The sequence below is a fragment of the Microbacterium mangrovi genome, assembly GCF_000802305.1.
GTDB lineage: Bacteria > Actinomycetota > Actinomycetes > Actinomycetales > Microbacteriaceae > Microbacterium > Microbacterium mangrovi.
On the sequence record NZ_JTDK01000025.1, the window covers coordinates 1 to 24,939 of the forward strand.

Here is a 24,939-nt window from a genome sequence, read left to right on the forward strand (position 1 = left end):
GCCCAGCAGCACCCCCGCGGCGTGTTCCCCGACCCGCAGCACGCACGCCAACTCCAACCGGGCCGACCGCTCCGCGACATCCCGCCCCAGCCCATGCCGTGCCGCGTCCGCGACCGCCTCCCGCCGGTACCACTCGATCCGCTGCAACCGCTCCGCGGCCCGCACACACACCAGCATGTCCGCATCCGCCACCAGATCCAGCGCATCCGGAACCGGCGCCACCCACCCGCACTCCTCCTCCGAACCCCACGCGTCAACCGGATCGTCCATACCCCCACACTAGTACACAAATACGAATAAAGCAACGATCTGGTTCGAACGGATGAGCGATTCATTGGAGGGCAAAAGCGAAACGGGCCCGCGCACAGCGCTGACCCGTTTCGAAACCGCCGCTCACCGCGTGACGTGCACGTTCTTTCCGACGATCGTGATGCCGGTGTCGCTGATCGTGAAGCCGCGCGAGAGGTCGAGCTCGCGGTCGACGCCGACGGTGGCGCCGTCGTCGAGCACGACGTTCTTGTCGAGGATCGCCTTGTGCACGCGGGCGCCCACGCCCACGCGCACGTTGTCGAACAGCACCGAGTCGGTGATCGTCGCCCCGCCGCCGGCGAGGGTCCACGGGCCCACCACGCTCCGTTCGAGGTGCGTGCCCGACAGCACCGACCCGAGCGACACGATCGAGTCGATCGCGTTGCCGATGCGGCCCACCCGGTCGCGCACGAACTTCGCCGGCGGCGAGTTCAGCGCCTGCGAGTGGATCGGCCAGTCGGAGTTGTAGAGGTTGAAGATCGGCAGGGTCGAGATGAGGTCCTGGTGCGCGTCGAAGTACGACTCGATCGTGCCCACGTCCCGCCAGTAGTCGCGGTCGCGATCGTTGGAACCGGGAACCTCGTTGCGCTTGAAGTCGTAGACGCCGGCCTCGCCGCGGTCCACGAAGTAGGGGATGATGTCGCCGCCCATGTCGTGGTTGGAGGTCGGCACCTCCCCGTCGCTGGTGACCGCCTCGATGAGCGCATCGGTGTCGAAGATGTAGTTGCCCATCGACGCGAGCACCTCGTCGGGGGAGTCCGGCAGACCCGTCGGGTTCGGCGGCTTCTCGATGAACTCGCGGATGCGCGTCGGATCGTCGCGTTCGACGTCGATGACGCCGAACTGGTGCGAGATCGAGCGTGGCTGCCGGATGCCGGCGACCGTCGCCCGCGCGCCGGACGCGATGTGCGCCTCGAGCATCTGCTGGAAGTCCATGCGGTAGACGTGGTCGGCGCCGATCACGATGACGATGTCCGGCTTCTCGTCGCCGATGAGGTTCAGGCTCTGCAGGATCGCGTCGGCCGATCCGGAGAACCAGCGCTTGCCCAGCCGCTGCTGTGCGGGGACGGAGGCGACGTAGGAGTTCAGCATCGGCGACATCCGCCACGTCGTGGAGATGTGCCGGTCGAGGCTATGGGACTTGTACTGGGTGAGCACCACGATCTGTCGCAGCGACGAGTTGATCAGGTTCGAGATCGCGAAGTCGATGAGACGGTACTGGCCGCCGAACGGCACCGCCGGTTTGGCACGGTCCGCGGTCAGGGGCATGAGTCGCTTTCCCTCGCCGCCGGCGAGGATGATTCCGAAGACCTTCGGTGGTGCTGACATGGCCCCACCCTATGGCCCCGGCGTCGCTTGTACTAGCGTTTCGTCATGCGCGTCGACATCGTCACGAAGGAATACCCGCCGACCATCTACGGGGGCGCCGGCGTCCACGCCACGGAGCTCGTGAAGGCCCTTCGCGAGACCCTCGACGTGCACGTTCAGGCGTTCGGCGCGGAGCGCGACGAGCCCGACACGTTCTCGTACGGCGTGCCCGAAGGACTGTCCGACGCGAACGCCGCGATCCAGACCCTCGGCACGGATCTCGAGATCGTGGGGGGAGTCGCGGGGGCCGACGTCGTGCACAGTCACACCTGGTACGCGAACTTCGCCGGGCACCTGGCCTCGCTCCTCTACGGCATCCCGCACGTCGTCACGGCGCACAGCCTCGAGCCGCTGCGCCCGTGGAAGGCCGAGCAGCTCGGCGGGGGCTATGCGGTCTCCAGCTACATCGAGAAGACCGCATACGAGGGGGCGGCGGCGATCGTCGCCGTCAGCGACGGCATGCGCAACGACATCCTGCGCAGCTACCCGGCGCTGGACCCGGCCAAGGTGCGCGTCATCTACAACGGCATCGACGTGGAGGCGTGGCGCCCCGTGTCCGACCCGGACCTCCTCGCCGCCGAGGGCATCGATCCGACCCGTCCGTCGGTCGTGTTCGTCGGGCGCATCACCCGCCAGAAGGGACTGCCCTATCTGCTGCGCGCGGCGGCCCTCCTGCCGCCCGAGGTGCAGCTCGTGCTGTGCGCCGGAGCGCCCGACACCCCGGAGATCCTGGCCGAGGTCGAGGGGCTCGTGCGGGGCCTGCAGCAGACGCGCGACGGTGTCGTCTGGATCGACCGGATGCTGCCGCGCGACGAGCTGTGCGCGATTCTCAGCGCGGCGACGACGTTCGTGTGCCCGTCCATCTACGAACCCCTCGGCATCGTGAACCTCGAGGCCATGGCGTGCGGTGCGGCGGTCGTCGGCACGGCGACCGGCGGCATCCCGGAGGTGGTCGTGGACGGCGTGACCGGCCGGTTGGTGCCGATCGACCAGCTGCAGGACGGCACCGGCACCCCCACCCACCCCGACCAGTACGTGGCCGACCTCGCCGCCGTGCTCACCGAGGTGGTCTCGGACCCCGAGCGGGCGCGCGCCTACGGGGATGCCGGCCGCGAGCGCGCGGCGTCCGACTTCAGCTGGGCGGCCATCGCCGAGCAGACCGCCGCGCTTTACGCCGAGGTCGTCTCGTCGGGTCGTTAGGCCGCGATCCGGATCGATAGGCTGGAGGCATGCCTCAGGTCCTCGATTTCGCCGATGTCGTCGTTCGCCGCAATGCCCGCAACATCGTCGATCACATCGACTGGACCGTCGACGCCGACCAGCGCTGGGTCGTGCTGGGCCCGAACGGGGCCGGCAAGACGACCGTGCTGCAGCTGGCCGACACACTGCTGCATCCGACCTCGGGCGTCGTGACGATCCTCGGTGAGCGCCTGGGGCGCAGCGATGTCTTCGAGCTGCGCCCGCGCATCGGCTTCGCCTCGTCGGCGATGGCCCGGCGCGTCCCGCCGGAGGAGACCGTGCTGAACGTCGTCCTCACCGCCGCGTACTCGGTGCTCGGACGCTGGAACGAGAACTACGAGGGCATCGACGAACGGCGTGCCCTGCGTGTGCTGGCCGAGTGGAAGCTCGACCACCTCGCCGAGCGCACCTTCGGCACCCTGTCGGACGGCGAGCAGAAGCGGGTCCAGATCGCGCGCGCGGTGATGACCGACCCCGAGCTGCTGCTGCTGGACGAGCCCACCGCGAGCCTCGACCTGGGCGCCCGCGAGGAGCTGCTGTCGCTGCTCAGCCAGTACGCGGCCGTCCCCACCACCCCGGCGATGGTGATGGTGACCCATCACGTCGAAGAGATCCCGGTCGGATTCACCCACGTGCTGCTGCTGCGCGAGGGCGGGATCGTGGCCGCCGGACCCATCGGGGAGACGCTCACCGCCGCGGCGCTGTCCGAGACGTTCGGCATGCCGATCGCGCTCACGCAGGAGGGCGGCCGCTACGCCGCCCGTGCGACGGCGTGACCTTCCGCGTCTGGTAGACTCTTTCTTTGGTGCGCCTGCACCTCAGACTTGGCCGTCCTGGCACAATCCAGGGCACGACTCCCTCGAGGATCACCATGAAGACCGACATTCACCCCGACTACCGCGCCGTCGTGTTCCGCGACCTGGGCTCGGGTGACACCTTCCTCACGCGTTCGACCGCGACGAGCGACAAGACCATCGAGCTCGACGGCGTCGAGTACCCGGTCATCGACGTCGAGATCTCGTCCGCGTCGCACCCGTTCTACACGGGCAAGCAGCGCATCCTCGACTCGGCCGGTCGCGTCGAGAAGTTCAACCAGCGCTTCAAGAACTTCGGCGGTTCCGCGAAGTAATCGCACCGCTGCAGAAGACCCCTCGGCTCGGCCGGGGGGTCTTCTCTTTCCGGGCGCCCGGGCATCGGGCCCCGTACACTGAGAGCAATGTCAGACGAGACGGCCACCATGAGCGCACCCGCCCGACTTCTGCCGCAGCGGCGCGAGGTCGCCGTGCTGGGCGGCACCACCGCGTACTGGGTCGACGAACCCCAGACGGACTCCGCGGAGGATGCCCCGACGCTGGTCACCGTGCACGGATTCCGGGGTGAGCATCACGGCCTCGCGCCGGTCATCGCCCGCCTGCCCGGCTACCGGGTGATCTCGCCCGACCTTCCCGGGTTCGGCGAGACGCCGCCGGTCCCCGGGCGGACGCACGACCTCGAGCTGTACGTGGAGTGGCTGCAGGAGTTCGTCGCGACCGTGTGCCCCGGTGCCGTGGTCGTGGGGCACAGCTTCGGATCGATCGTGTCGGCGGCGGCGGTGGCCGCCGGCCTCGAGACGCCCCGGCTGGTGCTCATCAATCCCATCGGCGCGCCGGCGCTGGAGGGCCCGCGCGGCATCATGACCCGTCTGGCGATCTTCTACTACTGGGCCGGGGCGCGGCTTCCGCAGGCGCTCGGCGAGGCGCTGCTGCGCAACCGTGTGATCGTGCGGGTGATGTCGATCACGATGGCCAAGACCCGGGAGCCCGAGCTGCGTCGATTCGTGCACGAGCAGCACGATCTCTACTTCTCGCAGTTCGCCGACCGCGACGTGCTCCACGACGCGTTCGTCACGAGCGTCTCGCACGACGTCAGCGAGTTCGCGCCGCAGGTCGCGGTGCCCACCCTCCTCATCGCCGCCCAGCTCGACGACATCACGCCGATCGAGAAGGAGCGCGAGCTCGTGCACCTGTTCCCGGATGCACGGCTGGTCGAGATCCCGGATGTCGGGCACCTCATCCACTACGAGACCCCGGTACCGGCCGCCGAGGCGATCACTGCCTTCGTCGGGGCTTAGCAGTCCCCGAATTCCGCGCCACCGCACGGAAGAACGCGGTACGGTGCGACCATGACCGAGGACGAGCTCCTCGAGCTCGCCGAACTGCGCAGACGCGCCTACGGACCGGACGCCGACATCGCCGCCGATCCCGAGGCCCGGGCGCGCCTTGCGGAGCTGGAAGCCGCGTCGCATGCGCGGCATCCCGGTGCCTCGCCCGTCCCTCCCGGGCCGGATGCCGCCGGCCCGCACGATCCCGGACGCCCGGCGCCGGTCGAGGCATCCGTGCCGGAGGACCCCGTCCCGCGACGTCGGCGGACGCGGATCGTCGGCGCCGCCGTGACCGCCGGGTTCCTGCTCGTCGTCGCGGCCGTGCTCTGGCCGCGCCCGCCCGCGCCGGTGGTTGCGAAGCCGAATCCGACGATCACGTTCGCGGCCGTCGATGTGACGTGCGGCAGCGGCTGGGGTTCGCTGGCAGCCGGCACCCTCACGCCGCCGCGTCCGGCCTACGTGGTCTGGAGTCCGATGTGGAACGCGGCATCCGCGGGCGAGCCGACGATGCTGGTCACCGACCACGGGGAGTGGCTCGGACAGCTCACACCGGTGTTCGTCCCCGGGGGAGTGGCGGCCGTCGTGCAGGTCATCGACTCGCAGGACGCCCGGATCGTGACGTTCGCCCGCTCGCGGTCGGAGGGCGACAGCTTCACCACCTCCGACTACGCCGACACGAATGCCATGGTCGCGGCTGCCCGCCGCATCGTGCCGTTGCCGCCCTGCCCCGATTCGGACACGTACCCGTTGCTGGTCATCGCCCCGGACAAGACCTGCGTGCAGCTGGAGGTCACCCTCGCCGAGGGGCCGGTGTACCGGGCCAGGGTCCCGGTGGGCGCCGATGCCTGCGCTGGACGATAGCCGCCTCAGCGTCCGCGCTGGTGACGGGTCAGATCAAGCAGCGGCCCGATGCGATAGGGGATGACCTCGCCCATCGCGAGCGAGGTCTCGGTGCGCTCGACGCCGTCGATCGCGAGGATGCGGGCATCCGTGTCGAACAGGTGCTGGGTGTCGCGGCACGCCACGCGCACGAAGAGGTCGACGCCGCCCGACATGCCGTGGGCCTGCAGGACTTCGGGGATGCGGGCCAGATCCTCGGCGATCTGCGGCAGCTGCGACTGCCGCACGAGCACGTTGATGAACGCCTCGATGGGGTATCCGATCGCGGTGGTGGAGATCGCCCGTTCGAACGACAGGAACACGCCGTCGCGCTCCAGGCGCGCCATGCGCGCCTGCACGGTGTTGCGCGAGAGCCCGAGGGCGTCGGCGAGCGCGACGACTGTTGCCCGCGGGTCGCGGCTGAGGGCGGCGAGCAGTTGCAGATCGACGCTGTCCAGGGTTGCCATAGTGCTCAAGATTAGCCCCCACCCAGTGGGCAATCCTGCGCAACATGCTCAAGGACATTCTGGATGCTTGAGCGAGTTGCGTGACAGACGTACTCTTCGGGTATCCGGCGAAGGAGCCGGCGCATGCGGGTCGCCCCACGAAGGTGCACCCGGGAAAGCGGGTCACCATGGTGCACACACTCACACCGGCGGCAGATCTCGGGACAGACGTCGAGGACGTCGCTCGCCTCGTCAGCGCGACGGGGGAGCGGATGCGCGACGCCGACCTCGACCCGTGGGTCGCCGACGTCGACACCGCCCAGTTGCAGGGTCTCTACCGCGACATGGTCCTGGTGCGCCGGATGGATGCCGAGTGCATGGCGCTGCAGCGCCAAGGCCAGCTCGGTCTCTGGGCGCCGTTGAACGGCCAGGAGGCGGTGCAGGTGGGCTCGGCCCGCCCGCTGCGCGAGGACGACTTCACCTTCCCGACGTACCGCGAGGCGGGCGTCAACTACGTGCGCGGCGCCGAGCCGGCGCAGTACATGCGCGCCTGGCGCGGCGAGGCGCACTCCAGCTACAACCCGTACGACCTCGGGTCGGCGATCCAGCAGATCATCATCGGCGCGCAGGCGCTGCACGCGGTCGGCTACGCGATGGGCATCCAGCGCGACGGCACCGATCAGGTCGCGACGGTGTACTTCGGCGACGGCGCCTCCAGCCAGGGCGATGTGAACGAGGCGATGATCTTCGCCGCGTCCTTCGATGCGCCCGTCGTGTTCATCTGCTCGAACAACCACTACGCCATCTCCGAGCCCGTGGGGGTCGCCGCGAAGAGCCCGATCGCCGGGCGCGCTCCGGGGTTCGGCATCCCGAGCATGCGCGTGGACGGCAACGACGTGCTCGCCATGATGGCGGCGACCCGCTGGGCGATCGCCCGTGCCCGGCAGGGGCACGGTCCATCGTTCATCGAGGCGGTCACCTACCGGATGGGTCCGCACACCACGTCGGACGACCCCACCCGGTACCGCACCCAGGACGAGGTCGAGGCATGGCGCCGGCGCGACCCGATCGCCCGCGTCGAGGGCCTGCTGCGCGCCCAGGACGCGTTCGACGACGACTTCACCGCGGGCGTCCAGGCGGATGCCGACGCCCTCGCCGCCGACATCCGCACGGCGTGCCTAGGGATGACGACGGCGCCGGCCATCAGCATCCTCGACAACGTCTACGCCGAGCCGCACGCCGGCATCGACGAGGAGCGCCGCTGGTTCGGCGCCTACCTCGACGGCTTCGCCGACGCGCCCGCCGCCGGCACGCAGGAGCAGGCATCATGACCGAGATGACGATGGGCAAGGCCCTCAACGAGGGTCTGCGCCAGGCGATGCGCGACGACGACCACGTGCTGGTCATGGGCGAGGACATCGGACGCCTCGGCGGGGTGTTCCGCATCACCGACGGGCTGCTGGACGAGTTCGGCAAGCTCCGCGTCGTCGACACGCCGCTGGCGGAGTCGGGCATCGTCGGCACGGCTGTCGGCCTGGCCTACCGCGGCTACCGTCCGGTGGTGGAGATCCAGTTCGACGGGTTCGTGTACCCGGCGTTCGACCAGATCGTGTCGCAGGTCGCGAAGCTCCACTACCGCAGTCAGGGTGCCGTGAAGATGCCGATCACGATCCGCATCCCGTGGGCGGGAGGGGTCGGGGCCGCCGAGCACCACAGCGAGTCTCCGGAGGCGTACTTCGTGCACACCGCCGGGCTGCGCGTCGTCGCGGTGTCCAACCCGCAGGACGCCTACACGATGCTGCGGCAGGCGATCGCGTGCGACGACCCGGTGATCTTCTTCGAGCCGAAGAAGCTCTACCACGTGAAGGGCGACGTGCAGCTCGGCACCGCGCTGGACGACGCCGCGCCCATGGGCCTGGCACGGATCGCCCGATCGGGCACCGACGTGACCCTCCTCACGTACGGCTCGCAGGTGGCCACCGCGCTGGATGCCGCCACGGCCGCGGAGGACGAAGGGGTCTCGATCGAGGTCATCGACCTGCGATCGCTGTCGCCGGTCGACTACCGCACCGTGACGGCGTCGGTCCGCAAGACCGGCAGGGTCGTCGTCACCCACGAGGCCGCCCGGGAGGCGGGCCTCGGGGCCGAGCTCATCGCCAGCGTCACCGAGCGCTGCTTCAACTTCCTCGAGTCCGCCCCCGTGCGCGTCACCGGCTGGGACATCCCCTACCCGCCCGCGAAGCTCGAGAAGCACCACGTGCCCGACCTCGATCGCATCCTCGACGCGGTCGATCGCGTTCTGGACAAGCCGAACAGCTTCACGGGGGTGGAACTGTGACCCGGGACTTCCACCTTCCCGACCTCGGCGAGGGCCTCCCCGACGCCGAGCTCGTGCAGTGGCTCGTGAAGGAGGGCGACACCGTCGCGCTCAACCAGTCCATCGCGGAGGTCGAGACGGCGAAGGCGTCGATCGAGCTGCCCTCGCCGTTCGCCGGCGTCGTGCGAAAGCTCCACGCCCGGCCCGGCGATGTCGTCGAGGTCGGCAGCGTCATCATCTCCTTCGGCGAGGAGGGCGACGAAGCGCCCGCGCCGGAGACCGTCGAGCCCGCCGCGGAGGAGAAGCGCACCCCGAACCTGGTCGGGTACGGCGCCGAGACCCGCCGCACCGGCCGCCCGCAGCGGCGCGCCCGCACGGCTGCGGGCGGCTCGACGGACACCGCGGTGCTCGACGCCGCCGTGCTCGAGGCCGCCCCGCACGACGCGATCCCGGACTTCGCCCCGGCCGACTCGGCCGCGGTCACCGAGCGTCCCCGCTCGACGCCGCCGGTGCGCGCCCACGCGAAGCAGCTCGGGATCGACCTGGCCCTCGTCTCGGGCACCGGGCGCGACGGCCTCATCACCCGTGAGGACGTGGACGCCTTCGCCGCCCGCGCCGGCGTCGCCGCCGCCCCGGCCGCTGCGACCACCGAGCCCGAGCACGAGCACGAGGAGATCGTCCCGGAGGCCCCCTTCGAGGGCGGCGGGGTGACCCGCATCCCGATCCGCGGCGTGCGCCGGCACACCGCGGAGGCGATGGTGCGCAGCGCCTTCACGGCGCCCCACGTCACGTCGTTCCACACCGTGGATGTCACCAAGACGATGGAGCTGGTCGCCGCGCTCAAGACCGACCCGCAGTACGCCGACCTGCGCATCGGGCCGCTCGCGGTCGTCGCGAAGGCCGTGTGTCTCGCACTGGGTCGCACTCCGATGCTGAACTCGTCCTGGGACGACGCGGCGGGGGAGATCGTCCAGTACGGCTACGTCAATCTCGGGATCGCCGCGGCCACCGACCGCGGTCTGGTCGTGCCGAACGTCGTCGGAGCCGACCGGATGAGTCTCGGGCGGCTCGCCCAGGCGCTGGGCGAGCTCACCCGCACCGCGCGCGAGGGCCGCACGACGCCCGCGCAGATGATGGGCGGCACCTTCACGATCACGAACATCGGTGCCCTGGGCATCGAGGCGGGCACGCCGATCCTCAATCCCGGCGAGGCCGGCATCCTCGGCGTGGGCGCCGTGCAGCGCCGCCCGTGGGAGTACCAGGGTCAGGTCGCGCTGCGGGATGTCGTGACGCTGAGCCTGTCTTTCGACCACAGACTGGTGGATGGCGCCGAGGGTGCGCGATTCCTGCGGGACGTGGGCGATATCCTTCAAGAGCCCGGCCGAGCCCTGCTGTTCGGCTGACGCCCACCCGGTCGAGATCGTTGGAATGACGTGACAATCGGCTACAGCGCGCATTCCGCGCGATCTCGACCGGGTTGATCCTGCGCCGCAGCGGCCGCGGATCACGCCCGGAGCGCGGCCCGTGCCAGGGACTGCAGGATGCCCCGGACGCTCGCGTCCGTGGGCGCCGGGCGCAGCCCCCGCACGCTGTGCGGGGTGGAGTTGATGAGCCCGAACACGGCGTGCGCCCGCACCCGCAGCTCCGGCGCGGTGGCGGTGGGGTGGATGTCGGCGAGAACGCCGACCCACAGCTCGACGTACTCGCGCTGCAGACGGCGCACGCGATTGCGAGCGCCCTCCTCGAGGCTCGCGAGGTCGCGGTCCTGCACGCGGATGACGTCGGCATCCCGCAGCGCGAAGTCGACGTGGAACGCGACCAGCGCGTCCAGGCGATCATCGGGGCCGGCGACGTCGTCGATGACGGCGCGCCCGCCGGAGAGCAGCTGTTCGCTCGCGCCCAGCAGAATGGCGCCCAGCACAGCCTGCTTGCCGGTGAAGTGCTTGTAGACGGCGGGGCCGCGGACCCCCACCGCGGCGCCGAGATCCTCGATGCTGACGCCGGCGAACCCGCGGTCGGCGAACAGGCGCGCCGCTTCCCGCAGGATCGCAGCGCGGCGGTCGGCCTTGGAACGGGCTCGCTCGGTTGTCATTTCGGTTAATCCTTGTTAACTTTGAACTCGGTTAGTCAACACTAACCGAAAGCGCTTCGAGGGAGAAGGCAGATGGGCTCAGTTCCCGCCGCGGCACCGGAGGCGGCCGTGACCCAGCGCGTGCTCGCCGGGCAGCTGCGCGAGCGCATCGCGGCGGCATCCCTCGGCGGTCCCGAGGCATCCCGGCAGCGTCATCTCGCCCGCGGCAAGCTGTTGCCGCGCGATCGCGTCGATCGCCTGCTCGACGAGGGCAGTCCCTTCCTCGAGATCGCCGCGCTCGCTGCGAACGGGCTGTACGACGACGCCGCCCCGGGTGCGGGACTCGTCGCCGGGATCGGCCTCGTCCACGGCCGGCACGTCATGGTGCTCTGCAACGACGCCACAGTCAAGGGCGGCACCTACTACCCGATGACGGTGAAGAAGCACCTCCGCGCCCAGCAGATCGCACTCGAGAACCGGCTGCCGTGCGTGTCCCTCGTCGACTCGGGCGGAGCGTTCCTGCCGATGCAGGACGAGGTGTTCCCGGACCGCGAGCACTTCGGACGGATCTTCGCCAACCAGGCGAAGATGTCGGCCCTCGGCATCCCGCAGATCGCCGCCGTGCTCGGGTCGTGCACGGCGGGCGGAGCGTACGTGCCGGCGATGAGCGACGAGACGGTCATCGTGCGCGGACAGGGCACGATCTTCCTCGGCGGTCCGCCGCTCGTGAAGGCGGCGATCGGCGAGGTCGTCACGGCGGAGGAGCTCGGCGGCGGCGAGCTGCACGCGCGCCGCTCGGGCGTCGTGGACCACCTTGCCGAGGACGACGACCACGCTCTCGAGATCGTGCGCGACATCGTGGCGACGCTGCCGCCTCCCGCGCGTCCGGCGTGGGAGGTGCAGAATGCCGTGGCGGCGGCGGTGGCGGGCACCGCGCTCTACGACGTCGTGCCCGTCGACGTGAACCAGCCCTACGACGTGCGCGGCGTGCTGGCGGCGATCGTCGACGCCGACAGCGCTTACGAGTTCAAGCGCGAGTACGGGACCACGCTCGTCACGACGTTCGCCCGCATCCACGGGCATCCTGTGGGGATCATCGCGAACAACGGAGTGCTCTTCCGGGAGTCGGCTCTCAAGGGCGCTCACTTCATCGAGCTGTGCGACCAGCGCGGCATCCCGCTCGTGTTCCTGCAGAACATCACCGGCTTCATGGTGGGCCGCGAGGCCGAGGCGGGCGGCATCGCGAAGGACGGGGCGAAGATGGTGACCGCCGTGGCCACCACGCGGGTGCCGAAGCTCACCGTCATCATCGGCGGCTCGTTCGGCGCCGGCAACTACTCCATGTGCGGACGCGCCTACGATCCGCGGTTCCTGTGGAGCTGGCCGGCCAGTCGCATCTCGGTCATGGGCGGAGCTCAGGCCGCGTCCGTGCTGTCGACGGTCGGGGGCGCCGCCGACGACGCGGAGATCGCCCGTCGCGAGGCCGCCATCCGCGACCAGTACGAACGGCAGGGGAGTCCCTACTACGCCACCGCCCGCCTGTGGGACGACGGCATCATCGACCCGGCCGACACGCGCGATGTGCTCGGCCTCGCCCTCGACGTCGTCGCCCGTGCCCCGCTGCCCGACCCCGGCTTCGGCCTCTTCCGGATGTGATGCCGATGTCCGACCAGACCCTCTTCGACACCGTCCTCGTCGCCAACCGCGGCGAGATCGCCCGGCGCGTCATCCGGACGCTGCGCCGGCTCGGCATCCGCTCGATCGCCGTGTACAGCGACGCCGACGTGAACGCCCCGCATGTGCACGAGGCCGATGAGGCGGTGCACATCGGCGGCTCCGCGGCATCCGCCTCGTATCTGAACATCCCAGCGGTGCTGGATGCCGCCCGGCAGACGGGCGCCGACGCGATCCACCCGGGCTACGGCTTCCTGTCCGAGAACGCCGCGTTCGGCGCCGCCTGCGCCGAGGCCGGCATCGTGTTCATCGGCCCGGATGCCCGGGCCCTCGAGGTCATGGGTGACAAGATCCGGGCGCGCGACCACGTGTCGGGTTACGGCGTGCCGATCGTTCCGGGATTCAGCGCCGCCGGGATGACGGACGCCGAGATCGGCGAGCGCGCCGAGGAGACCGGCTACCCGCTGCTCATCAAGCCGTCCGCGGGCGGCGGCGGCAAGGGCATGGAGGTGGTGCGCTCGGCTGCGGAGCTGCCCGGTGCCCTGGCGACCGCCCGTCGCGTCGCCCGGGCGAGCTTCGGCGACGACACCCTGCTGCTGGAGCGTCTCATCGAGCGCCCACGCCACATCGAAGTGCAGGTGCTCGGAGACGGCCGGGGCGGGGCGGTGCACCTGGGCGAACGCGAGTGCACGCTGCAGCGCCGGCACCAGAAGGTCATCGAGGAGTCGCCCTCGCCCGTCGTCGACGCGCAGACCCGGGAGCGCCTCGGCGCGGCCGCGTGCGCCGCCGCCGCCTCCGTCGACTACCGCGGAGCGGGCACGGTGGAGTTCATCGTCGCCACCGCGCGTCCCGACGAGTTCTTCTTCATCGAGATGAACACGCGCCTGCAGGTGGAGCATCCGGTCACCGAGGCGGTCACCGGCGTCGACCTCGTCGAGCAGCAGCTGCGCATCGCGGCCGGTCTCGGCGCCGACGTGCCGCCGGGCCCGGTGCAGCTGCGCGGGCACGCCGTCGAGGCCCGCGTCTACGCGGAGGACCCCGCGCGCGGGTTCCTGCCCGCGACCGGTCGGGTGTTGCAGTGGGACGAGGCGGCGGGCGCGCGCACCGATTCGGCGGTGGAGCACGGCAGCGTCATCACCGCCGATTACGACCCGATGGTGGCGAAGGTGATCGCCCACGCCGAGGACCGCGCGGGTGCGCTGGCCGCGCTGGATGCCGCGCTCGCCGAGACGGTGCTGCTCGGCGTGGACACGAACATCGCGTTCCTTCGGGAGCTGCTCGCCCAGCCCGACGTGCAGGCCGGCACGATGGACACCGGGCTCATCGACCGGATGCCGCCGTTCGCGACGCCGGAGCCGGGTGAGGAGTCCCTCCGCCGGGCCGCGCAGGTCGTGGCGCTGACCGCACGACGATGGGGGAGCCACGAGACAGCGGGCGTGTGGCAGTCGCTCCCCGGGTGGAGATCTGCCGCTCCCGCGGCGACGACCCCGGTCTTCCTGCAGGACGCCGGCGGGCACATCCATTCGGTCGCGGCGGAGGGGCTCCAGGAACCTTCGGAACCCGCCGCCGAGGCGGAAGAAGCCGAGTACGCCTGGTTCGCCATGCCGCCGGACGGCGTCTGGATGGAGATGGACGATGACACCGGCACGATCTGGATCCACGCCGAAGGTCTCACCTCGTCGTTCCGCGTGCTGACGCGCCGCCGTGCCGGCGAGCTGCGCCGGGCATCCCTCGCGAAGGATGCCGCGGCATCCGATCCCGACCTGCCCGCGCCCATGCCGGGCGCCGTGGTCGCCGTGCACGTCACCGACGGCCAGGCCGTCGCCGCCGGCGACCGAATCCTGTCGATCGAGGCCATGAAGATGGAGCACCCGATCACCGCCCCGCACGAGGGGACCGTCCGCCTGCACGTGTCCGTCGGCGACCAGGTCCAGCGCGATCAGGTCGTCGCGGTCGTCTCGATCTCCGACCCCTCGTCCGCACCCGAAGGAGCCTGATGGACACCGCATTCGACCTCACCGACGACGAACGGGAACTCGCCGCCGTGGTCCGGCAGTTCGCGACCGAGGTGATCGCCCCGATCGCGTACGAGGCCGACCGCACGCACACGCTGCCGCTGGACGTGGTGGCGCAGATGGGAGAGCTGGGCCTGTTCGGGCTTCCGTTCCCCGAGGAGTACGGCGGCCAGGGCGGCGACCTCTTCGCGCTGGCCCTCGCCATCGAGGGCATCGGCCGGGTCGACCAGTCGCTCGCGATCACGCTCGAGGCCGGGGTGAACCTCGGCGCGATGCCGGTGTACCGGTTCGGCACCGAAGAGCAGAAGCGGGACCTGCTTCCCGACCTCCTCGCCGCGAAGGGCCTGGCCGGGTTCGGACTCACCGAGCCCGAGGCGGGTTCGGATGCCGGCGGCACCCGCACCACGGCCCGCCTCGACGGCGGCGAGTGGGTGATCAACGGCTCGAAGCAGTTCATCACCAACTCGGGCACCGCCATCACGCGGTTCGTCACGGTGACGGCGGTGACCGGGGAGCGCGCGGACGGACGCAAGGAGATCTCGACGATCATCGTGCCGAACGGCACCCCCGGGTTCACAGTGCAGCCCGCGTACGACAAGGTCGGCTGGCACGCCTCCGACACGCATCCGCTGAGCTTCGACGACGTCCGCGTGCCCGAGGCGAACCTGCTCGGCGAGCGCGGGCGCGGGTTCGCGAACTTCCTCAGCATCCTCGACGAGGGGCGCATCGCGATCGCCGCGCTGTCGACGGGCGCCGCGGAGGGATGCCTGGAGGCGGCCCTCGACTACGCCGGCAAGCGGGTCGTGTTCGGCGAGCAGCTGGCGACCCGGCAGAGCATCCAGTTCACGATCGCGCGGATGCAGGCGCGCGTGCACACGGCGCGTCTGGCGTGGCACCATGCGGCGCGGCTGCGGGATGCCGGACGCCCGTACAAGGCCGAGGCGGCGATCGCGAAGCTCACCGCGAGCGATGCGGCCATGGACAACGCCCGGGATGCCACGCAGATCTTCGGCGGCAACGGCTTCATGAACGAATACCCGGTGGCGCGTCATTTCCGTGACTCCAAGATCCTCGAGATCGGGGAGGGGACGAGCGAGGTCCAGCTCATGGTCATCGCCCGCGAACTGGGGCTTCCGGCGTAGCGTGGCGGACATGAGCGAGCCCATCGTCCAGCGCGGCCGGTACTACGACGAACTCGAGGTCGGGCAGGTGTTCGCGCACCGTCCCGGCCGCACCGCCACGGAAGCCGACAACGTGCTGTTCACGACGCTGACGATGAACGCGCAGGCGCTGCACCTGGATGCCGCGTTCGCCGAGACGCAGCCGTTCGGGCAGCGCCTCATGAACTCGATGTGGACCCTGTCGACGATGGTCGGCGCCTCCGTCGGCCAGATCACCCAGGGCACCCTCGTGGCGCAGCTGGGTCTCGGCGACATCAGTTTCCCGCATCCGCTCTTCGCGGGCGACACGCTCTACGTCGAGACGGAGATCACCGGCAAGCGCGAGTCGTCCTCGCGTCCCGGTCAGGGGATCGTCACCATGACCCACACCGGCCGCAACCAGCACGGCGAGGTGGTCGCGGTGGCGACCCGGACGGCGCTGATGTTCCTGAGCACGCACGACGGGCAGCCGTCGTGAGCGCGTTCGTGCTGCCGGGGCCGGCGCTGCTGTTCTGCCCCGCCGACCGCCCCGAGCGGTACGTGAAGGCCCTCGAGCGCGCCGACGCCGTCATCATCGACCTCGAGGATGCCGTCGCCCCGGCCGACAAGCCGGGCGCGCGGAGCGCTCTCATCGACGCCGACCTGCCGCCCGAGCGGGTCGTCGTGCGGATCAATGCGCTCGACACGCGGGATGCCGCCGCCGACCTCGCCACCGTCGCGGAGACCCCGTACCGCACCATCATGGTCGCGAAGGCGGAGGATCCCGCCCGGATCGACGCGCTCGACGGTCATCTGCGGGTGCTCGCCCTGTGCGAGACGGCGCGGGGCGTCGTGGAGGCCGAGCGGCTCGCGGCCCTTCCCGGCGTCGTGGGCCTGATGTGGGGAGCCGAGGACCTCGTGGCATCCCTCGGCGGCACGTCGAGCCGCCGTCGCAGCGGCCGGTACCGCGACATCGCCCGGCACGCCCGTTCCCGGGTGCTCCTCGCGGCCGGGGCATACGGCAAGGTCGCGATCGATGCCGTGCACCTCGACATCGCCGACCTCGCGGGGCTGCGGCGCGAGGCGCGGGACGCGGTGGCGTCCGGCTTCACGGCGACCGCGTGCATCCATCCCGGGCAGGTGCCGGTGATCCGCGACGCCTACCGCCCCGACGCCGACACGATCGCGTGGGCGCGACGCGTGCTGGATGCCGCGGCAGGCGAGCGCGGCGTCTTCCAGTTCGAGGGACGCATGGTGGACGAGCCGGTGCTGCGGCACGCGCGCTCGGTGCTGCACCGGGCTGGCTGAGCCTGACGGCGTGGGCTCGTCGAGCCTGACGGCGCGGGCTCGTCGAGCCTCGCGAGCGAAGGTCAGACCAGGACGGCCTCGAGGTACCGCAGGCGGTCGCGCTCCATGAGCAGCGGGTAGGCGGTGGCGTTCGGCAGCGATTCGTCGACGGGCGGGTACGCGCCGCCGGTCGCATGCAGCAGGACCTGGCGGATCAGGGCGCCGTGGGTCACGACGATCACCGTCTGTGCGGTCGGAGCGTGCTCGGCGCGGAGGTCGCGGTCGATCTGCTGCAGAGCCGACAGGGCGCGGGCGCGCACCACGTCGGGCGCCTCCGCGTTCGGCACGACGGCGTCGGTCCAGGATCCCCAGCGGGCGGAGAACTCCTCGTCGGTGGTCCCCTCGGCATCGCCGTAGGCCCGCTCGCGCAGTCCGGGGTACAGCCGCGGCTCGGCGGCGTCGAGTTCTGCGGCGATGATCCGCGCGGTCTCGTGCGCGCGGGACAGATCGCTCGCGACGACGAGGGGCGCGGCTCCGACGGCGTCGCGCAGCGACCGCCCGGCCTCGATCGCCTGGGCCCGGCCGGTGTCGTTGAGGGGGATGTCGGTGGCGCCCTGGATGCGGCGCTCGCGGTTCCAGTCGGTCTGGCCGTGGCGTACGAGGATCATCCGGGTCATCCTCCGACCCTACCCGCGGCCTCGCGCCGCACCTGGAAATCCGCCCTTGACGAGCGCCGAAGCCATGCCGCACACTAAGTGAATGGCTTTCACTAAAGAGGCGGCATCGCAGCCGCCGGCCCCGGTCACAGGTGACCGCGGCCTCAAGAAGAACGCGCTCGGTACGCGCGACATCGTGTTCATGCTCGTGTCGGCGGCCGCGCCCCTGACGATCGTCGTCGGCATCGCGCCGCTCGCGCTCGCCGTCGGCGGACCGGCCGCCCCGGTCATCTACATCGCGGCGGCGGTCGCCCTCGCGCTGTTCGCGGTCGGGTTCATGGCGCTCACCCGTCACATCACCTCCTACAGCGGCTTCTACGGGTACATCTCGCAGACCCTCGGCCGCGTCGTCGGACTCGGATCCGGGCTCGTGGCGTGGATGAGCTACAACGGCCTGCAGATCGGCCTGTACGGCCTGCTCGGCATCCAGGCCAGCCTGTCGCTCAAGTCCCTGTTCGGCCTGGACGTGCCGTGGTGGGTGTGTGCGCTCGTCGCGATCGTCGCGGTCTGGTACCTGGGGTGGCGGGGCATCGAGGTGGGGGCGCGCGTGGTCGCGGTGCTGCTCACGCTGGAGACCCTCATCGTCGTGATCATCGCCGTCGTCGTGCTCGCCAAGGGCGGCGCACAGGGGATCTCGTTCGCGTCGCTCGACCCGGCGAACGTCTTCAACCCCGGCATGGCCGCGGTCCTCACCCTCGGATTCTCCGCGTTCATGGGCTTCGAGGCCGGCGCCCTCTACCGCGAGGAGGCGCGCAACCCCGACAAGACGGTGCCGCGCGCGACCTACATCTCGATCGCGTTCATCGGCGTCTTCTACGCGTTCTCGGTCTGGATCATCGTCACCGCGATCGGCGCCGACAACGTGCAGGCCTTCGCCGCCGGGCATCTGAACGCCGGCGACACAGCGTACATCGTGGCCGCGAAGTACGTCGGCCCGTGGTGCGAGATGGTGATGAGCGTGCTGATCGTGACGAGCATCTTCGCGTCGCAGCTCGCCTTCCACAACACGATCAACCGCTACACGCTGTCCCTGTCGCGCGAGGGGATCTTCCCCGCCTGGACCGGACGCATCAGCCCGCGCCACTTCACCCCGTCGACCGCCGGCGTGGTGCAGACCGTGCTGGCCGCCGTGTTCGTGGCCGTCTTCGCCGCCTTCAAGCTCGACCCGTTCACCCAGTTCGTCATCTGGGTCAACACGCCGGGCGTTCTCGGCATCCTGATCCTGCAGGCGCTCACCGGCATCGGGGTCATCGTCTACTTCCTCAAGCACCGCGACATCCGGCTGAAGTGGTACCTCCTGCCCTCGGCAATCGTTTCACTGCTTGTCATGCTGGCCGTGATCTGGCTGTTCACGCAGAACGCCGAGCTGTTCACCGGGGCTCCCGCGGGGTCGCCGCTGAACACCGTGCTGATCGCCATCGCCCCGGTCGTCCTGGTCATCGGAATCGTCTGGGCCGCGATCATGCGGGCGCGCCGGCCTGCCGCGTACCGGCGGATCGGCGGGGGAGACTGAGGGCATGCCGGAGACGATGCCGAAGAAGCGGGGGCGCCCGACGACGCCGAGACTGACCAGGGACGCCATCGGCCGTGAGGCCGTCGCGATGCTCGCCGAGACCGGCGACCTGACCCTGCCGGGTCTCGCCGCGCGCATGGACGTGCGGCCCTCCGCCTTCTACAAGCACGTCTCCGGCCGGGCCGAGATCATCGAACTCGCGCGCGGCGCGCTGGTCGAGAAGGTTCCGGCCCTCGACCTCGACGACCCCGAGCTGACCCTGGAGCAGGTCGTGCGGCGTCTGTTCCGGATGCTCGTCGCGGCGTTCTCCGCCGTTCCCGCACTGACCCCGCTGCTGTTCGCGCAGCCGGTGAGCGATCCGACCACTCTCGCCGTCTACGACCGCGCCGCGCGGCGCCTGATCGAGACCGGGATGCCCCAGCCGCTCGTGCTGCCGTTCATCGAGACCCTCGACACGATCGCGGCGGGCGCGGCGATCGACAAGCTCGCGCCGACGAGCGCGTGGCAGATCCCGGAGGACCGCCACGGCGAGTTCGCGACGCTGGTCTCGGTGCAGACCACGGCCGACGACATCGACCCGGTCGCCGTGATCGAAGACGTCCTCACCACAGGCATCCTGCACCGCGTCGCACAGACGACCGCCCCGACATCGCACTGAAACGATCATCGAAGAGGAGAACCCCATGACCACCGAGACCCCCGTCGGCCTCGTCATCCGCACCACCCGCCTGCTGCCGTCGGCGACCGCCGACGCGGCGCCCGGATTCGTCGCCGTCGGCGACGGGGTCGTCCTGGCGGTCGGCGACGCGGACGAGGCGGATGCCTGGGCTGCGCGGGCGGCGCGCATGATCGACGTCGGCGACGCCACGGTCATGCCGGGACTCATCGATGCGCACATCCACCCGACGTTCGGCGGCATGATCGCGCGCGGCGCCGACCTCTCCGGCATCCAGACCCGGGAGGGCGTGCGCGCGGCGCTCGCCGCCTATGCGGCATCCACGCCGCACGTCACGGGCCGGGACTGGCTGACCGCGTGGGGCTTCGATCCGGCGTGCTTCGAGGGCGGCGCGTTCGACAACGAGATCCTCGACGGCATCCTCGACGACGAGCTGGTCGTCATCACGATGTTCGACGGGCACGCGGTGCTGGCGTCGGAAGCGGCGATCCGTCTCGCCGGGGTGACCGGACAGGAAGTGCTCGACGGTGCCGCCCGCGTCGGCGTCCGGGCCGACGGCACGCCCAGCGGGATGCTCTTCGAGATCGCCGCCAGCGACCTCGTGCAGCGGCTCGTTCCGGCCCCGACCTTCGACGAGCGGGTGGAGGCACTCGAGACCCTGCTGCACGGCATGGCCGCCACGGGCCTCGTCGCCGGCCAGATGCTCGACCTCGAGATGGACGACTCGATCGACCTGTTCGAGGCCGTCGAGGCGAGGGGCGAGCTGGGCATCCGCGTGCGGATCTCCCCGTGGGTGATGCCCGGCTTCACCGAGGAGCGGCTCGCAGAGCTCCTCGCCCTGCAGGGCCGCCACGGCCGCAGCTGGCACGTCCGCGGCATCAAGCTGATGATCGACGGCACGATCGACAACGGCACCGCCTGGCTGTTCGAACCCGACACCCAGGGGGAGTCGACCGAGTCGCTGTGGCTCCACCCGGAGGAGTACGTGCGGGTGCTGGAGTACTTCCACTCCCACGGCATCCCCACCACGACCCATTCGATCGGCGACAAGGGCACGTCGTTCGTCGCGAACGCGATCGCCGCCCTGCCCGGGACGGATGCCGCCGACGGAACGCCCCGGGTGCAGCACCGGATCGAGCACATCGAGACGCTGCCCGACACGGTGCTCGCCGAGATCGTGGCCTCCGGTGCCGCCGCGAGCCTCCAGCCCACGCACTGCACGCTCTACTCGAAGGCCGACCACTCCGACAACTGGTCGCAGCGGCTCGGAGACGAGCGGGCGGACCTCGCCTGGCGCACGGCGTCGCTGCGGGACGCGGGCGTGACGGTCGCCCTCGGCTCGGACTGGCCGATCGCGCCCTACGACCCGCGGGCGATCCTCGCGGACGCGCAGCTGCGCCGGCCCGTGACGCGTCCCGATCTCGCTGCGAACCACCCCGAGGAGGGGCTCACCGCGCGTCGCGCGCTGGAGGGCTACACCTCCGAGTGGTGGCGCTCGGTCGGCGAGGACGGCGGACGGCTCGAGGTCGGAGCCCCGGCGGACATCACCGTGCTCGCGGTCGATCCGCTCACGGCGACTCCGGAGGAGCTCGCGGCGGCCGCCGTGGTGCTCACCGTCGTCGACGGTCGCATCTCGGCCGATTTCACCGGCTGAGAGCGCTCAGCCGGCCAGGGCGGACGCCAGCGCGGCGAGGACCTCGCTGGTGCCGCTGTCGATCTTGACCGTGGCGGCGGCGTCCGCGCGCGTCGCACCCCGGTTCACGATCACCAGTGGCAGGTGCTTGCGCCGCGCGCGCTCGGTGAAGCGGATGCCGGAGTTCACGACCAGCGAGGAGCCGGCGACCAGCAGCGCATCGGACGCGTGGACGAGCTGCTCCGCCCCGCGGAAGCGCCCGGCGGGGATGAACTCGCCGAAGAAGACGACGTCGGGCTTGAGGAGACCGCCGCACACCGTGCACTCCGGCACGATGAAGCCGTCGGCGGACTCCGGCCGCACGTCTCCGTCGGGTCCGAGGGCGACCTCCGGGTCGGTGGCCAGCCACGGGTTGTCGGCCTCGAGCCGGTGGGCGATGTCGCGCCGGTCGAACACCTGACCGCATCGCGTGCACAGCACGCGGCGCATGGTGCCGTGGAGTTCCACGACGCGGGCGCTCCCGGCGCGCAGGTGGAGTCCGTCCACGTTCTGGGTGATGATGCCGGTGACCACACCGGCGTGCTCGAGTTCGGCGAGGGCGCGGTGTCCCGCATTCGGCTCGGCGGCGGCGAACGCCTTCCATCCGAGGTGGCTGCCGATCCAGTAGCGCCGGCGCGCGGCGTCGCTCGCGAAGAACTGGTCGACCGTCATCGGCGTGCGGCGCGGGGCACCTTCACCGCGATAGTCGGGGATGCCGGAGTCGGTGGAGATCCCGGCGCCGGTGAGCACGGCGATGCGCTTGCCGGCCAGAGCCGCGATCGCGTCCGCCAGGGCGGGCTCGATCGCGGGGTCGATGCGCGGCGCGTCGCCGGTCGTCAGTGTCATGGCCACCTCTCGTTTTCGAGGGTACGCCCGCCGTGTTACATGCGCGTGTCGCGCAGCGGTCCGGTCGGGAAGGCATGCTGGACGGGTGAACCTCCTCCCCATCGACGATCCCGACGATCCGCGGCTGGCGGACTACCGCGACCTCACCGACGTTGCGCTGCGCCGGGTTCTGGAGCCGGCGGGCGGCCTGTACATGGCCGAGTCGGCGAAGGTCATCTCCCGCGCGCTCGCCGCCGGCCACCGGCCGCGCTCGCTGCTGGTGCAGCAGAAGTGGGTGCCGGATGCCGAGGCGCTCCTGGCCGGACACCCCGACGTGCCGGTGTACGTCGTCACCGGAGCCGTGGCGGAGTCCTTGACGGGGTACGCGGTGCACCGAGGTGCCCTTGCGGCCATGCATCGGCCGGAGCTTCCGCCGGTCGCGGACGTCGTCGCCGGAGCCCGTCGGGTGGTCGTGCTCGAGGACATCGTCGACCACACCAATGTCGGGGCGATGTTCCGCGGTGCCGCGGGTCTCGGCGCGGATGCCGTGCTGGTCGGTCCGCGGTGCGCGGACCCGCTCTACCGCCGCAGTGTGCGGGTGAGCATGGGCACGGTGTTCCAGGTGCCGTGGACGCGGTTGCCCGACTGGCCGGAGGCCGGCGCCCTGCTGCGCGACGCGGGGCTCCACGTCGCCGCCCTCGCCCTCCGAGACGACGCCGTGCCCCTGGACGTGTTCGCGTCCGACCTCCCGGGGCGGGTGGCGCTCATGCTCGGCGCCGAGGGTGACGGGCTCTCCGCGCGGGCGCTCGCGGCCGCAGACACGGTGATCGAGATCCCGATGGCCGGCGGGGTGGACTCGCTCAATGTCGCGGCGGCCAGTGCGGTGGCCCTGTGGGCGCTCCGGGTGACCGGTTAGCTCCAGGTGGCGGCATCCACTCCGAGCGACGTCGTGATGCTCGTGTAGTGCAGGGATGCCCGTCCGACGCGGATGGGCGACTCGGCCACGGCGATGTCGCCGAGTGCGGTGGGAACGACCGCCCCGGAGATCTCCGGCCGGTCACCGGGCTCGTCGTCGGTGCCGCGGGGCATCGTGAGGAGCGTGTGCGCGGTGCGGGCCAGGGAGAGCCGCCAGCTCGATCCGCGATCGTCGTCGAATCGCTCCCGCAGGCCGAGAAGGACCGACGTCGCCGCGAGGTAGCCGGTCGCCCAGTCGAGCGCCTGGACGGGGAGCGAGACCGGCTCGGCCGCCCGGGCGGAGGTCATGCCGAGATGCGCGATGCCGGAGGAGAACTGCACGAGCGAGTCGAACCCGCGCCGTTCGGTCCACGGACCCGTCCACCCGTAGGCCCGTTCGGCGACGTCGACGAGGCCCGGTCGCACGTGTCGTCGCTGTTCCTCGGAGAGTCCGAGGCCGTCCATCGCGCCGCCCCGGTAGCCGTGCACGAGGACGTCCGCCTCGGCGAGGAGGCCGAGCAGGATGCCGCGCTCGGCGCCGTCGCGCAGATCGAGTCGCACGGAGCGCTTGCCGGCCATCACGAGGGGCAGCACGGCGGGTTCGTCCCAGCCGGGCGGGTCGACGCGCAGCACGTCGGCGCCGAGGCCGGCGAGTACCTGCGTGCACGCGGGGCCGGCGATCACCCGGGTCAGATCGAGCACGCGGAGACCTGCGAGCGGCCGTTCGGGGGTGGGGTTCCAGCGGGTGGAGTCGTCCCACGCGGCCGTGGGGGAGTACTCGATGAGCGGCTCGTGCTGCACGGCGTGGCCGGGGGCGGATGCCGTCCACTCCGTCGCGGTGCGCAGCGCGGCGGATGCGCCGCCGGCGTCGACGATCGCCGACTCGAGCCGTTCGGCATCCCACTGGGCGATCCGCTCCGCGAGGGCGGCGGGATCGACGGGATCGACCGAGTCGGACAGCCCGAGCACGTGCAGCAGAGCGGCACGGTGATGCGGTGCATTGGCGTGGGTGCGGATCCACGACCGGTCGGCGGTCGCGAACGACCCGGAGAGCGGGTCCCACGGCGAGGGCGGCGTCCAGCCCACCGGTCGCACGTGCTGTCCGAACCAGCTGTCGCACAGCGCTCGGTCGACGTGCACGTCGGATGCTTCGGGGAATGCCATCCGCTCCATCAGCGAGGAGAGCGCCAGCGCGAGGGTCGTGAACGCCTCGGTCGTGAGGGCGGAGACCGGGAGGGCGGAGCGGAGGAATCCGCTGCCTTCGATGGTGGCGGACCCTGTCAGGCCGAAGCCTCGACGCACCGTTTCGAACTCCGCTTCTGATGCCGGCGTGCTCATGGTTGGCACGATACGCCGCGGGACGATCCCCGAGGAACCCTGGACGGGCGACCCGGACGTTCCGCCGGGTCCGCACCGGCCGTCGAGCGCCTTCGCGGACGGTCAGTCGGAGATCGCCGCGACGGCCTCGATCTCGACCAGCTGGTGCTCATCAAGACGGACAGGCGAGACCATCCGCCCATCATCTCCCACCGGCCGTTCGGACGACGTCGGCGAGCGCCGGGCGGCCTGAACAGGTCGTCGCACGTCGGAACACCGCGGGTGTGTGCCCTTCGACAGGCTCAGGGCGCCGGGCTGGATTGCCCGTTGACGCGGGTCTGATCGTCGTCGGGGTGTGTGCCCTTCGACAGGCTCAGGGCGC

24 protein-coding genes and 1 pseudogene are annotated in these 24,939 nt (G+C 71.0%); 17 read left to right on the forward strand and 8 right to left on the reverse strand.

The features are described 5' to 3' along the window. Positions 1–270 (reverse strand): annotated as a pseudogene (locus LK09_RS19490) (hypothetical protein); the annotation flags it as partial. A 123-nt stretch (positions 271–393) separates the two neighbouring features. Further along, on the reverse strand, positions 394–1,638 hold the full coding sequence (locus tag LK09_RS19495; RefSeq protein ID WP_039403386.1) for a glucose-1-phosphate adenylyltransferase: 1,245 nt from the start codon (positions 1,636–1,638) through the stop codon (positions 394–396). Between the two features lie 45 nt (positions 1,639–1,683). Between LK09_RS19495 and glgA the strand changes: the two genes are divergently transcribed. From glgA to LK09_RS19520, 5 genes are all read left to right on the forward strand, one after another. Further along, on the forward strand, positions 1,684–2,877 hold the full coding sequence (gene glgA / locus LK09_RS19500; protein WP_039403387.1) for a glycogen synthase: 1,194 nt from the start codon (positions 1,684–1,686) through the stop codon (positions 2,875–2,877). A 29-nt stretch (positions 2,878–2,906) separates the two neighbouring features. After that, the gene (locus LK09_RS19505) at positions 2,907–3,692 is read left to right on the forward strand and encodes an ABC transporter ATP-binding protein (RefSeq protein WP_039403388.1); all 786 of its coding nucleotides are present in this window, start codon (positions 2,907–2,909) and stop codon (positions 3,690–3,692) included. 95 nt (positions 3,693–3,787) lie between these two features. Then, a complete protein-coding gene (locus LK09_RS19510) occupies positions 3,788–4,045 on the forward strand; it encodes a type B 50S ribosomal protein L31 (protein ID WP_039403389.1) in 258 nt (85 codons plus the stop codon). Between the two features lie 87 nt (positions 4,046–4,132). Continuing rightward, complete coding sequence (locus LK09_RS19515; RefSeq protein WP_231563169.1) at positions 4,133–5,026, forward strand: alpha/beta fold hydrolase; 894 nt, start codon at positions 4,133–4,135, stop codon at positions 5,024–5,026. A gap of 51 nt (positions 5,027–5,077) precedes the next feature. Next, positions 5,078–5,917, forward strand: a complete 840-nt coding sequence (locus tag LK09_RS19520; RefSeq protein WP_039403390.1) for a hypothetical protein — start codon at positions 5,078–5,080, stop codon at positions 5,915–5,917. Between the two features lie 5 nt (positions 5,918–5,922). Here LK09_RS19520 and LK09_RS19525 read toward each other — a convergent pair whose 3' ends face one another. Then, a complete protein-coding gene (locus tag LK09_RS19525) occupies positions 5,923–6,402 on the reverse strand; it encodes an Lrp/AsnC family transcriptional regulator (protein ID WP_039403391.1) in 480 nt (159 codons plus the stop codon). A 167-nt stretch (positions 6,403–6,569) separates the two neighbouring features. On the opposite strand from LK09_RS19525, the gene LK09_RS19530 reads away from it, so the two are divergent. Genes LK09_RS19530 through LK09_RS19540 form a run of 3 tightly spaced genes read left to right on the forward strand, consistent with a single transcriptional unit; the run spans position 6,570 to position 10,101 of the window. Beyond that, positions 6,570–7,712, forward strand: a complete 1,143-nt coding sequence (locus tag LK09_RS19530; RefSeq protein WP_039403419.1) for a thiamine pyrophosphate-dependent enzyme — start codon at positions 6,570–6,572, stop codon at positions 7,710–7,712. After that, positions 7,709–8,719 carry an alpha-ketoacid dehydrogenase subunit beta gene (locus tag LK09_RS19535; RefSeq protein ID WP_039403396.1) on the forward strand — a complete coding sequence of 337 codons (1,011 nt, stop codon included), beginning with the start codon at positions 7,709–7,711 and terminating at the stop codon, positions 8,717–8,719. The genes LK09_RS19530 and LK09_RS19535 overlap by 4 nt, the downstream gene beginning before the upstream one ends. Beyond that, the gene (locus tag LK09_RS19540) at positions 8,716–10,101 is read left to right on the forward strand and encodes a dihydrolipoamide acetyltransferase family protein (protein WP_039403397.1); all 1,386 of its coding nucleotides are present in this window, start codon (positions 8,716–8,718) and stop codon (positions 10,099–10,101) included. Before LK09_RS19535 ends, LK09_RS19540 begins: the two co-directional genes overlap by 4 nt. A gap of 101 nt (positions 10,102–10,202) precedes the next feature. Here LK09_RS19540 and LK09_RS19545 read toward each other — a convergent pair whose 3' ends face one another. Beyond that, a complete protein-coding gene (locus tag LK09_RS19545) occupies positions 10,203–10,790 on the reverse strand; it encodes an SACE_7040 family transcriptional regulator (protein WP_039403401.1) in 588 nt (195 codons plus the stop codon). Positions 10,791–10,862: 72 nt separating this feature from the next. Between LK09_RS19545 and LK09_RS19550 the strand changes: the two genes are divergently transcribed. From LK09_RS19550 to LK09_RS19570, 5 genes are read left to right on the forward strand one after another with little or no spacing between them, the layout of a single operon-like run. Further along, positions 10,863–12,425 (forward strand): carboxyl transferase domain-containing protein, encoded by a 1,563-nt coding sequence (locus LK09_RS19550; RefSeq protein WP_039403403.1) that lies wholly within the window; start codon positions 10,863–10,865, stop codon positions 12,423–12,425. A 5-nt stretch (positions 12,426–12,430) separates the two neighbouring features. Next, complete coding sequence (locus tag LK09_RS19555) at positions 12,431–14,440, forward strand: acetyl/propionyl/methylcrotonyl-CoA carboxylase subunit alpha (RefSeq protein ID WP_039403421.1); 2,010 nt, start codon at positions 12,431–12,433, stop codon at positions 14,438–14,440. Next, positions 14,440–15,600: an acyl-CoA dehydrogenase family protein gene (locus tag LK09_RS19560; protein ID WP_039403404.1), complete on the forward strand. Its 1,161-nt coding sequence runs from the start codon at positions 14,440–14,442 to the stop codon at positions 15,598–15,600. Before LK09_RS19555 ends, LK09_RS19560 begins: the two co-directional genes overlap by 1 nt. Before the next feature lie 10 nt (positions 15,601–15,610). Beyond that, entirely contained in the window at positions 15,611–16,096 is a 486-nt protein-coding gene (locus LK09_RS19565) for a MaoC family dehydratase (RefSeq protein ID WP_039403423.1), read from the forward strand. Then, positions 16,093–16,905 (forward strand): HpcH/HpaI aldolase/citrate lyase family protein, encoded by an 813-nt coding sequence (locus LK09_RS19570; protein WP_039403405.1) that lies wholly within the window; start codon positions 16,093–16,095, stop codon positions 16,903–16,905. The genes LK09_RS19565 and LK09_RS19570 overlap by 4 nt, the downstream gene beginning before the upstream one ends. Before the next feature lie 62 nt (positions 16,906–16,967). Here the strand turns inward: LK09_RS19570 and LK09_RS19575 are convergent, their stop codons facing one another. Then, positions 16,968–17,561, reverse strand: coding sequence for a histidine phosphatase family protein (locus tag LK09_RS19575; RefSeq protein ID WP_039403406.1), 594 nt, complete (start codon positions 17,559–17,561; stop codon positions 16,968–16,970). A gap of 82 nt (positions 17,562–17,643) precedes the next feature. Here LK09_RS19575 and LK09_RS19580 point away from each other — a divergent pair, with 82 nt between their 5' ends. Genes LK09_RS19580 through LK09_RS19590 form a run of 3 tightly spaced genes read left to right on the forward strand, consistent with a single transcriptional unit; the run spans position 17,644 to position 21,443 of the window. Continuing rightward, entirely contained in the window at positions 17,644–19,113 is a 1,470-nt protein-coding gene (locus tag LK09_RS19580) for an APC family permease (protein WP_039403408.1), read from the forward strand. Between the two features lie 4 nt (positions 19,114–19,117). Further along, positions 19,118–19,771, forward strand: a complete 654-nt coding sequence (locus tag LK09_RS19585; RefSeq protein ID WP_052227037.1) for a TetR/AcrR family transcriptional regulator — start codon at positions 19,118–19,120, stop codon at positions 19,769–19,771. 25 nt (positions 19,772–19,796) lie between these two features. Beyond that, the gene (locus LK09_RS19590) at positions 19,797–21,443 is read left to right on the forward strand and encodes an amidohydrolase (protein ID WP_039403410.1); all 1,647 of its coding nucleotides are present in this window, start codon (positions 19,797–19,799) and stop codon (positions 21,441–21,443) included. A gap of 6 nt (positions 21,444–21,449) precedes the next feature. Here LK09_RS19590 and LK09_RS19595 read toward each other — a convergent pair whose 3' ends face one another. Continuing rightward, positions 21,450–22,307: a Sir2 family NAD-dependent protein deacetylase gene (locus tag LK09_RS19595; RefSeq protein WP_039403412.1), complete on the reverse strand. Its 858-nt coding sequence runs from the start codon at positions 22,305–22,307 to the stop codon at positions 21,450–21,452. An 85-nt stretch (positions 22,308–22,392) separates the two neighbouring features. Between LK09_RS19595 and LK09_RS19600 the strand changes: the two genes are divergently transcribed. Further along, the gene (locus tag LK09_RS19600) at positions 22,393–23,202 is read left to right on the forward strand and encodes a TrmH family RNA methyltransferase (RefSeq protein ID WP_039403414.1); all 810 of its coding nucleotides are present in this window, start codon (positions 22,393–22,395) and stop codon (positions 23,200–23,202) included. Here the strand turns inward: LK09_RS19600 and LK09_RS19605 are convergent. Next, positions 23,199–24,578 (reverse strand): CoA transferase, encoded by a 1,380-nt coding sequence (locus LK09_RS19605; RefSeq protein WP_052227038.1) that lies wholly within the window; start codon positions 24,576–24,578, stop codon positions 23,199–23,201. The two genes, LK09_RS19600 and LK09_RS19605, sit on opposite strands and share 4 nt — an antisense overlap. 102 nt (positions 24,579–24,680) lie before the next feature. Beyond that, a partial coding sequence (locus tag LK09_RS22070; RefSeq protein ID WP_231563170.1) for a hypothetical protein occupies positions 24,681–24,939 on the reverse strand: 259 nt, incomplete at its 5' end.

What these genes read in the sequence shown, in the direction of transcription:
- LK09_RS19595 (WP_039403412.1), bottom strand. Translation starts at nt 22,307, where the DNA reads ATGACACTGACGACCGGCGACGCGCCGCGCATCGACCCCGCGATCGAG.
- LK09_RS19530 (WP_039403419.1), top strand. Translation starts at nt 6,570, where the DNA reads ATGGTGCACACACTCACACCGGCGGCAGATCTCGGGACAGACGTCGAG.
- LK09_RS19505 (WP_039403388.1), top strand. Translation starts at nt 2,907, where the DNA reads ATGCCTCAGGTCCTCGATTTCGCCGATGTCGTCGTTCGCCGCAATGCC.
- LK09_RS19560 (WP_039403404.1), top strand. Translation starts at nt 14,440, where the DNA reads ATGGACACCGCATTCGACCTCACCGACGACGAACGGGAACTCGCCGCC.
- LK09_RS19535 (WP_039403396.1), top strand. Translation starts at nt 7,709, where the DNA reads ATGACCGAGATGACGATGGGCAAGGCCCTCAACGAGGGTCTGCGCCAG.
- LK09_RS19550 (WP_039403403.1), top strand. Translation starts at nt 10,863, where the DNA reads ATGGGCTCAGTTCCCGCCGCGGCACCGGAGGCGGCCGTGACCCAGCGC.
- LK09_RS19545 (WP_039403401.1), bottom strand. Translation starts at nt 10,790, where the DNA reads ATGACAACCGAGCGAGCCCGTTCCAAGGCCGACCGCCGCGCTGCGATC.
- LK09_RS19585 (WP_052227037.1), top strand. Translation starts at nt 19,118, where the DNA reads ATGCCGGAGACGATGCCGAAGAAGCGGGGGCGCCCGACGACGCCGAGA.
- glgA (WP_039403387.1), top strand. Translation starts at nt 1,684, where the DNA reads ATGCGCGTCGACATCGTCACGAAGGAATACCCGCCGACCATCTACGGG.
- LK09_RS19575 (WP_039403406.1), bottom strand. Translation starts at nt 17,561, where the DNA reads ATGACCCGGATGATCCTCGTACGCCACGGCCAGACCGACTGGAACCGC.
- LK09_RS19565 (WP_039403423.1), top strand. Translation starts at nt 15,611, where the DNA reads ATGAGCGAGCCCATCGTCCAGCGCGGCCGGTACTACGACGAACTCGAG.
- LK09_RS19495 (WP_039403386.1), bottom strand. Translation starts at nt 1,638, where the DNA reads ATGTCAGCACCACCGAAGGTCTTCGGAATCATCCTCGCCGGCGGCGAG.
- LK09_RS19515 (WP_231563169.1), top strand. Translation starts at nt 4,133, where the DNA reads ATGTCAGACGAGACGGCCACCATGAGCGCACCCGCCCGACTTCTGCCG.
- LK09_RS19580 (WP_039403408.1), top strand. Translation starts at nt 17,644, where the DNA reads ATGGCTTTCACTAAAGAGGCGGCATCGCAGCCGCCGGCCCCGGTCACA.
- LK09_RS19520 (WP_039403390.1), top strand. Translation starts at nt 5,078, where the DNA reads ATGACCGAGGACGAGCTCCTCGAGCTCGCCGAACTGCGCAGACGCGCC.
- LK09_RS19510 (WP_039403389.1), top strand. Translation starts at nt 3,788, where the DNA reads ATGAAGACCGACATTCACCCCGACTACCGCGCCGTCGTGTTCCGCGAC.
- LK09_RS19555 (WP_039403421.1), top strand. Translation starts at nt 12,431, where the DNA reads ATGTCCGACCAGACCCTCTTCGACACCGTCCTCGTCGCCAACCGCGGC.
- LK09_RS19525 (WP_039403391.1), bottom strand. Translation starts at nt 6,402, where the DNA reads ATGGCAACCCTGGACAGCGTCGATCTGCAACTGCTCGCCGCCCTCAGC.
- LK09_RS19605 (WP_052227038.1), bottom strand. Translation starts at nt 24,578, where the DNA reads ATGAGCACGCCGGCATCAGAAGCGGAGTTCGAAACGGTGCGTCGAGGC.
- LK09_RS19590 (WP_039403410.1), top strand. Translation starts at nt 19,797, where the DNA reads ATGACCACCGAGACCCCCGTCGGCCTCGTCATCCGCACCACCCGCCTG.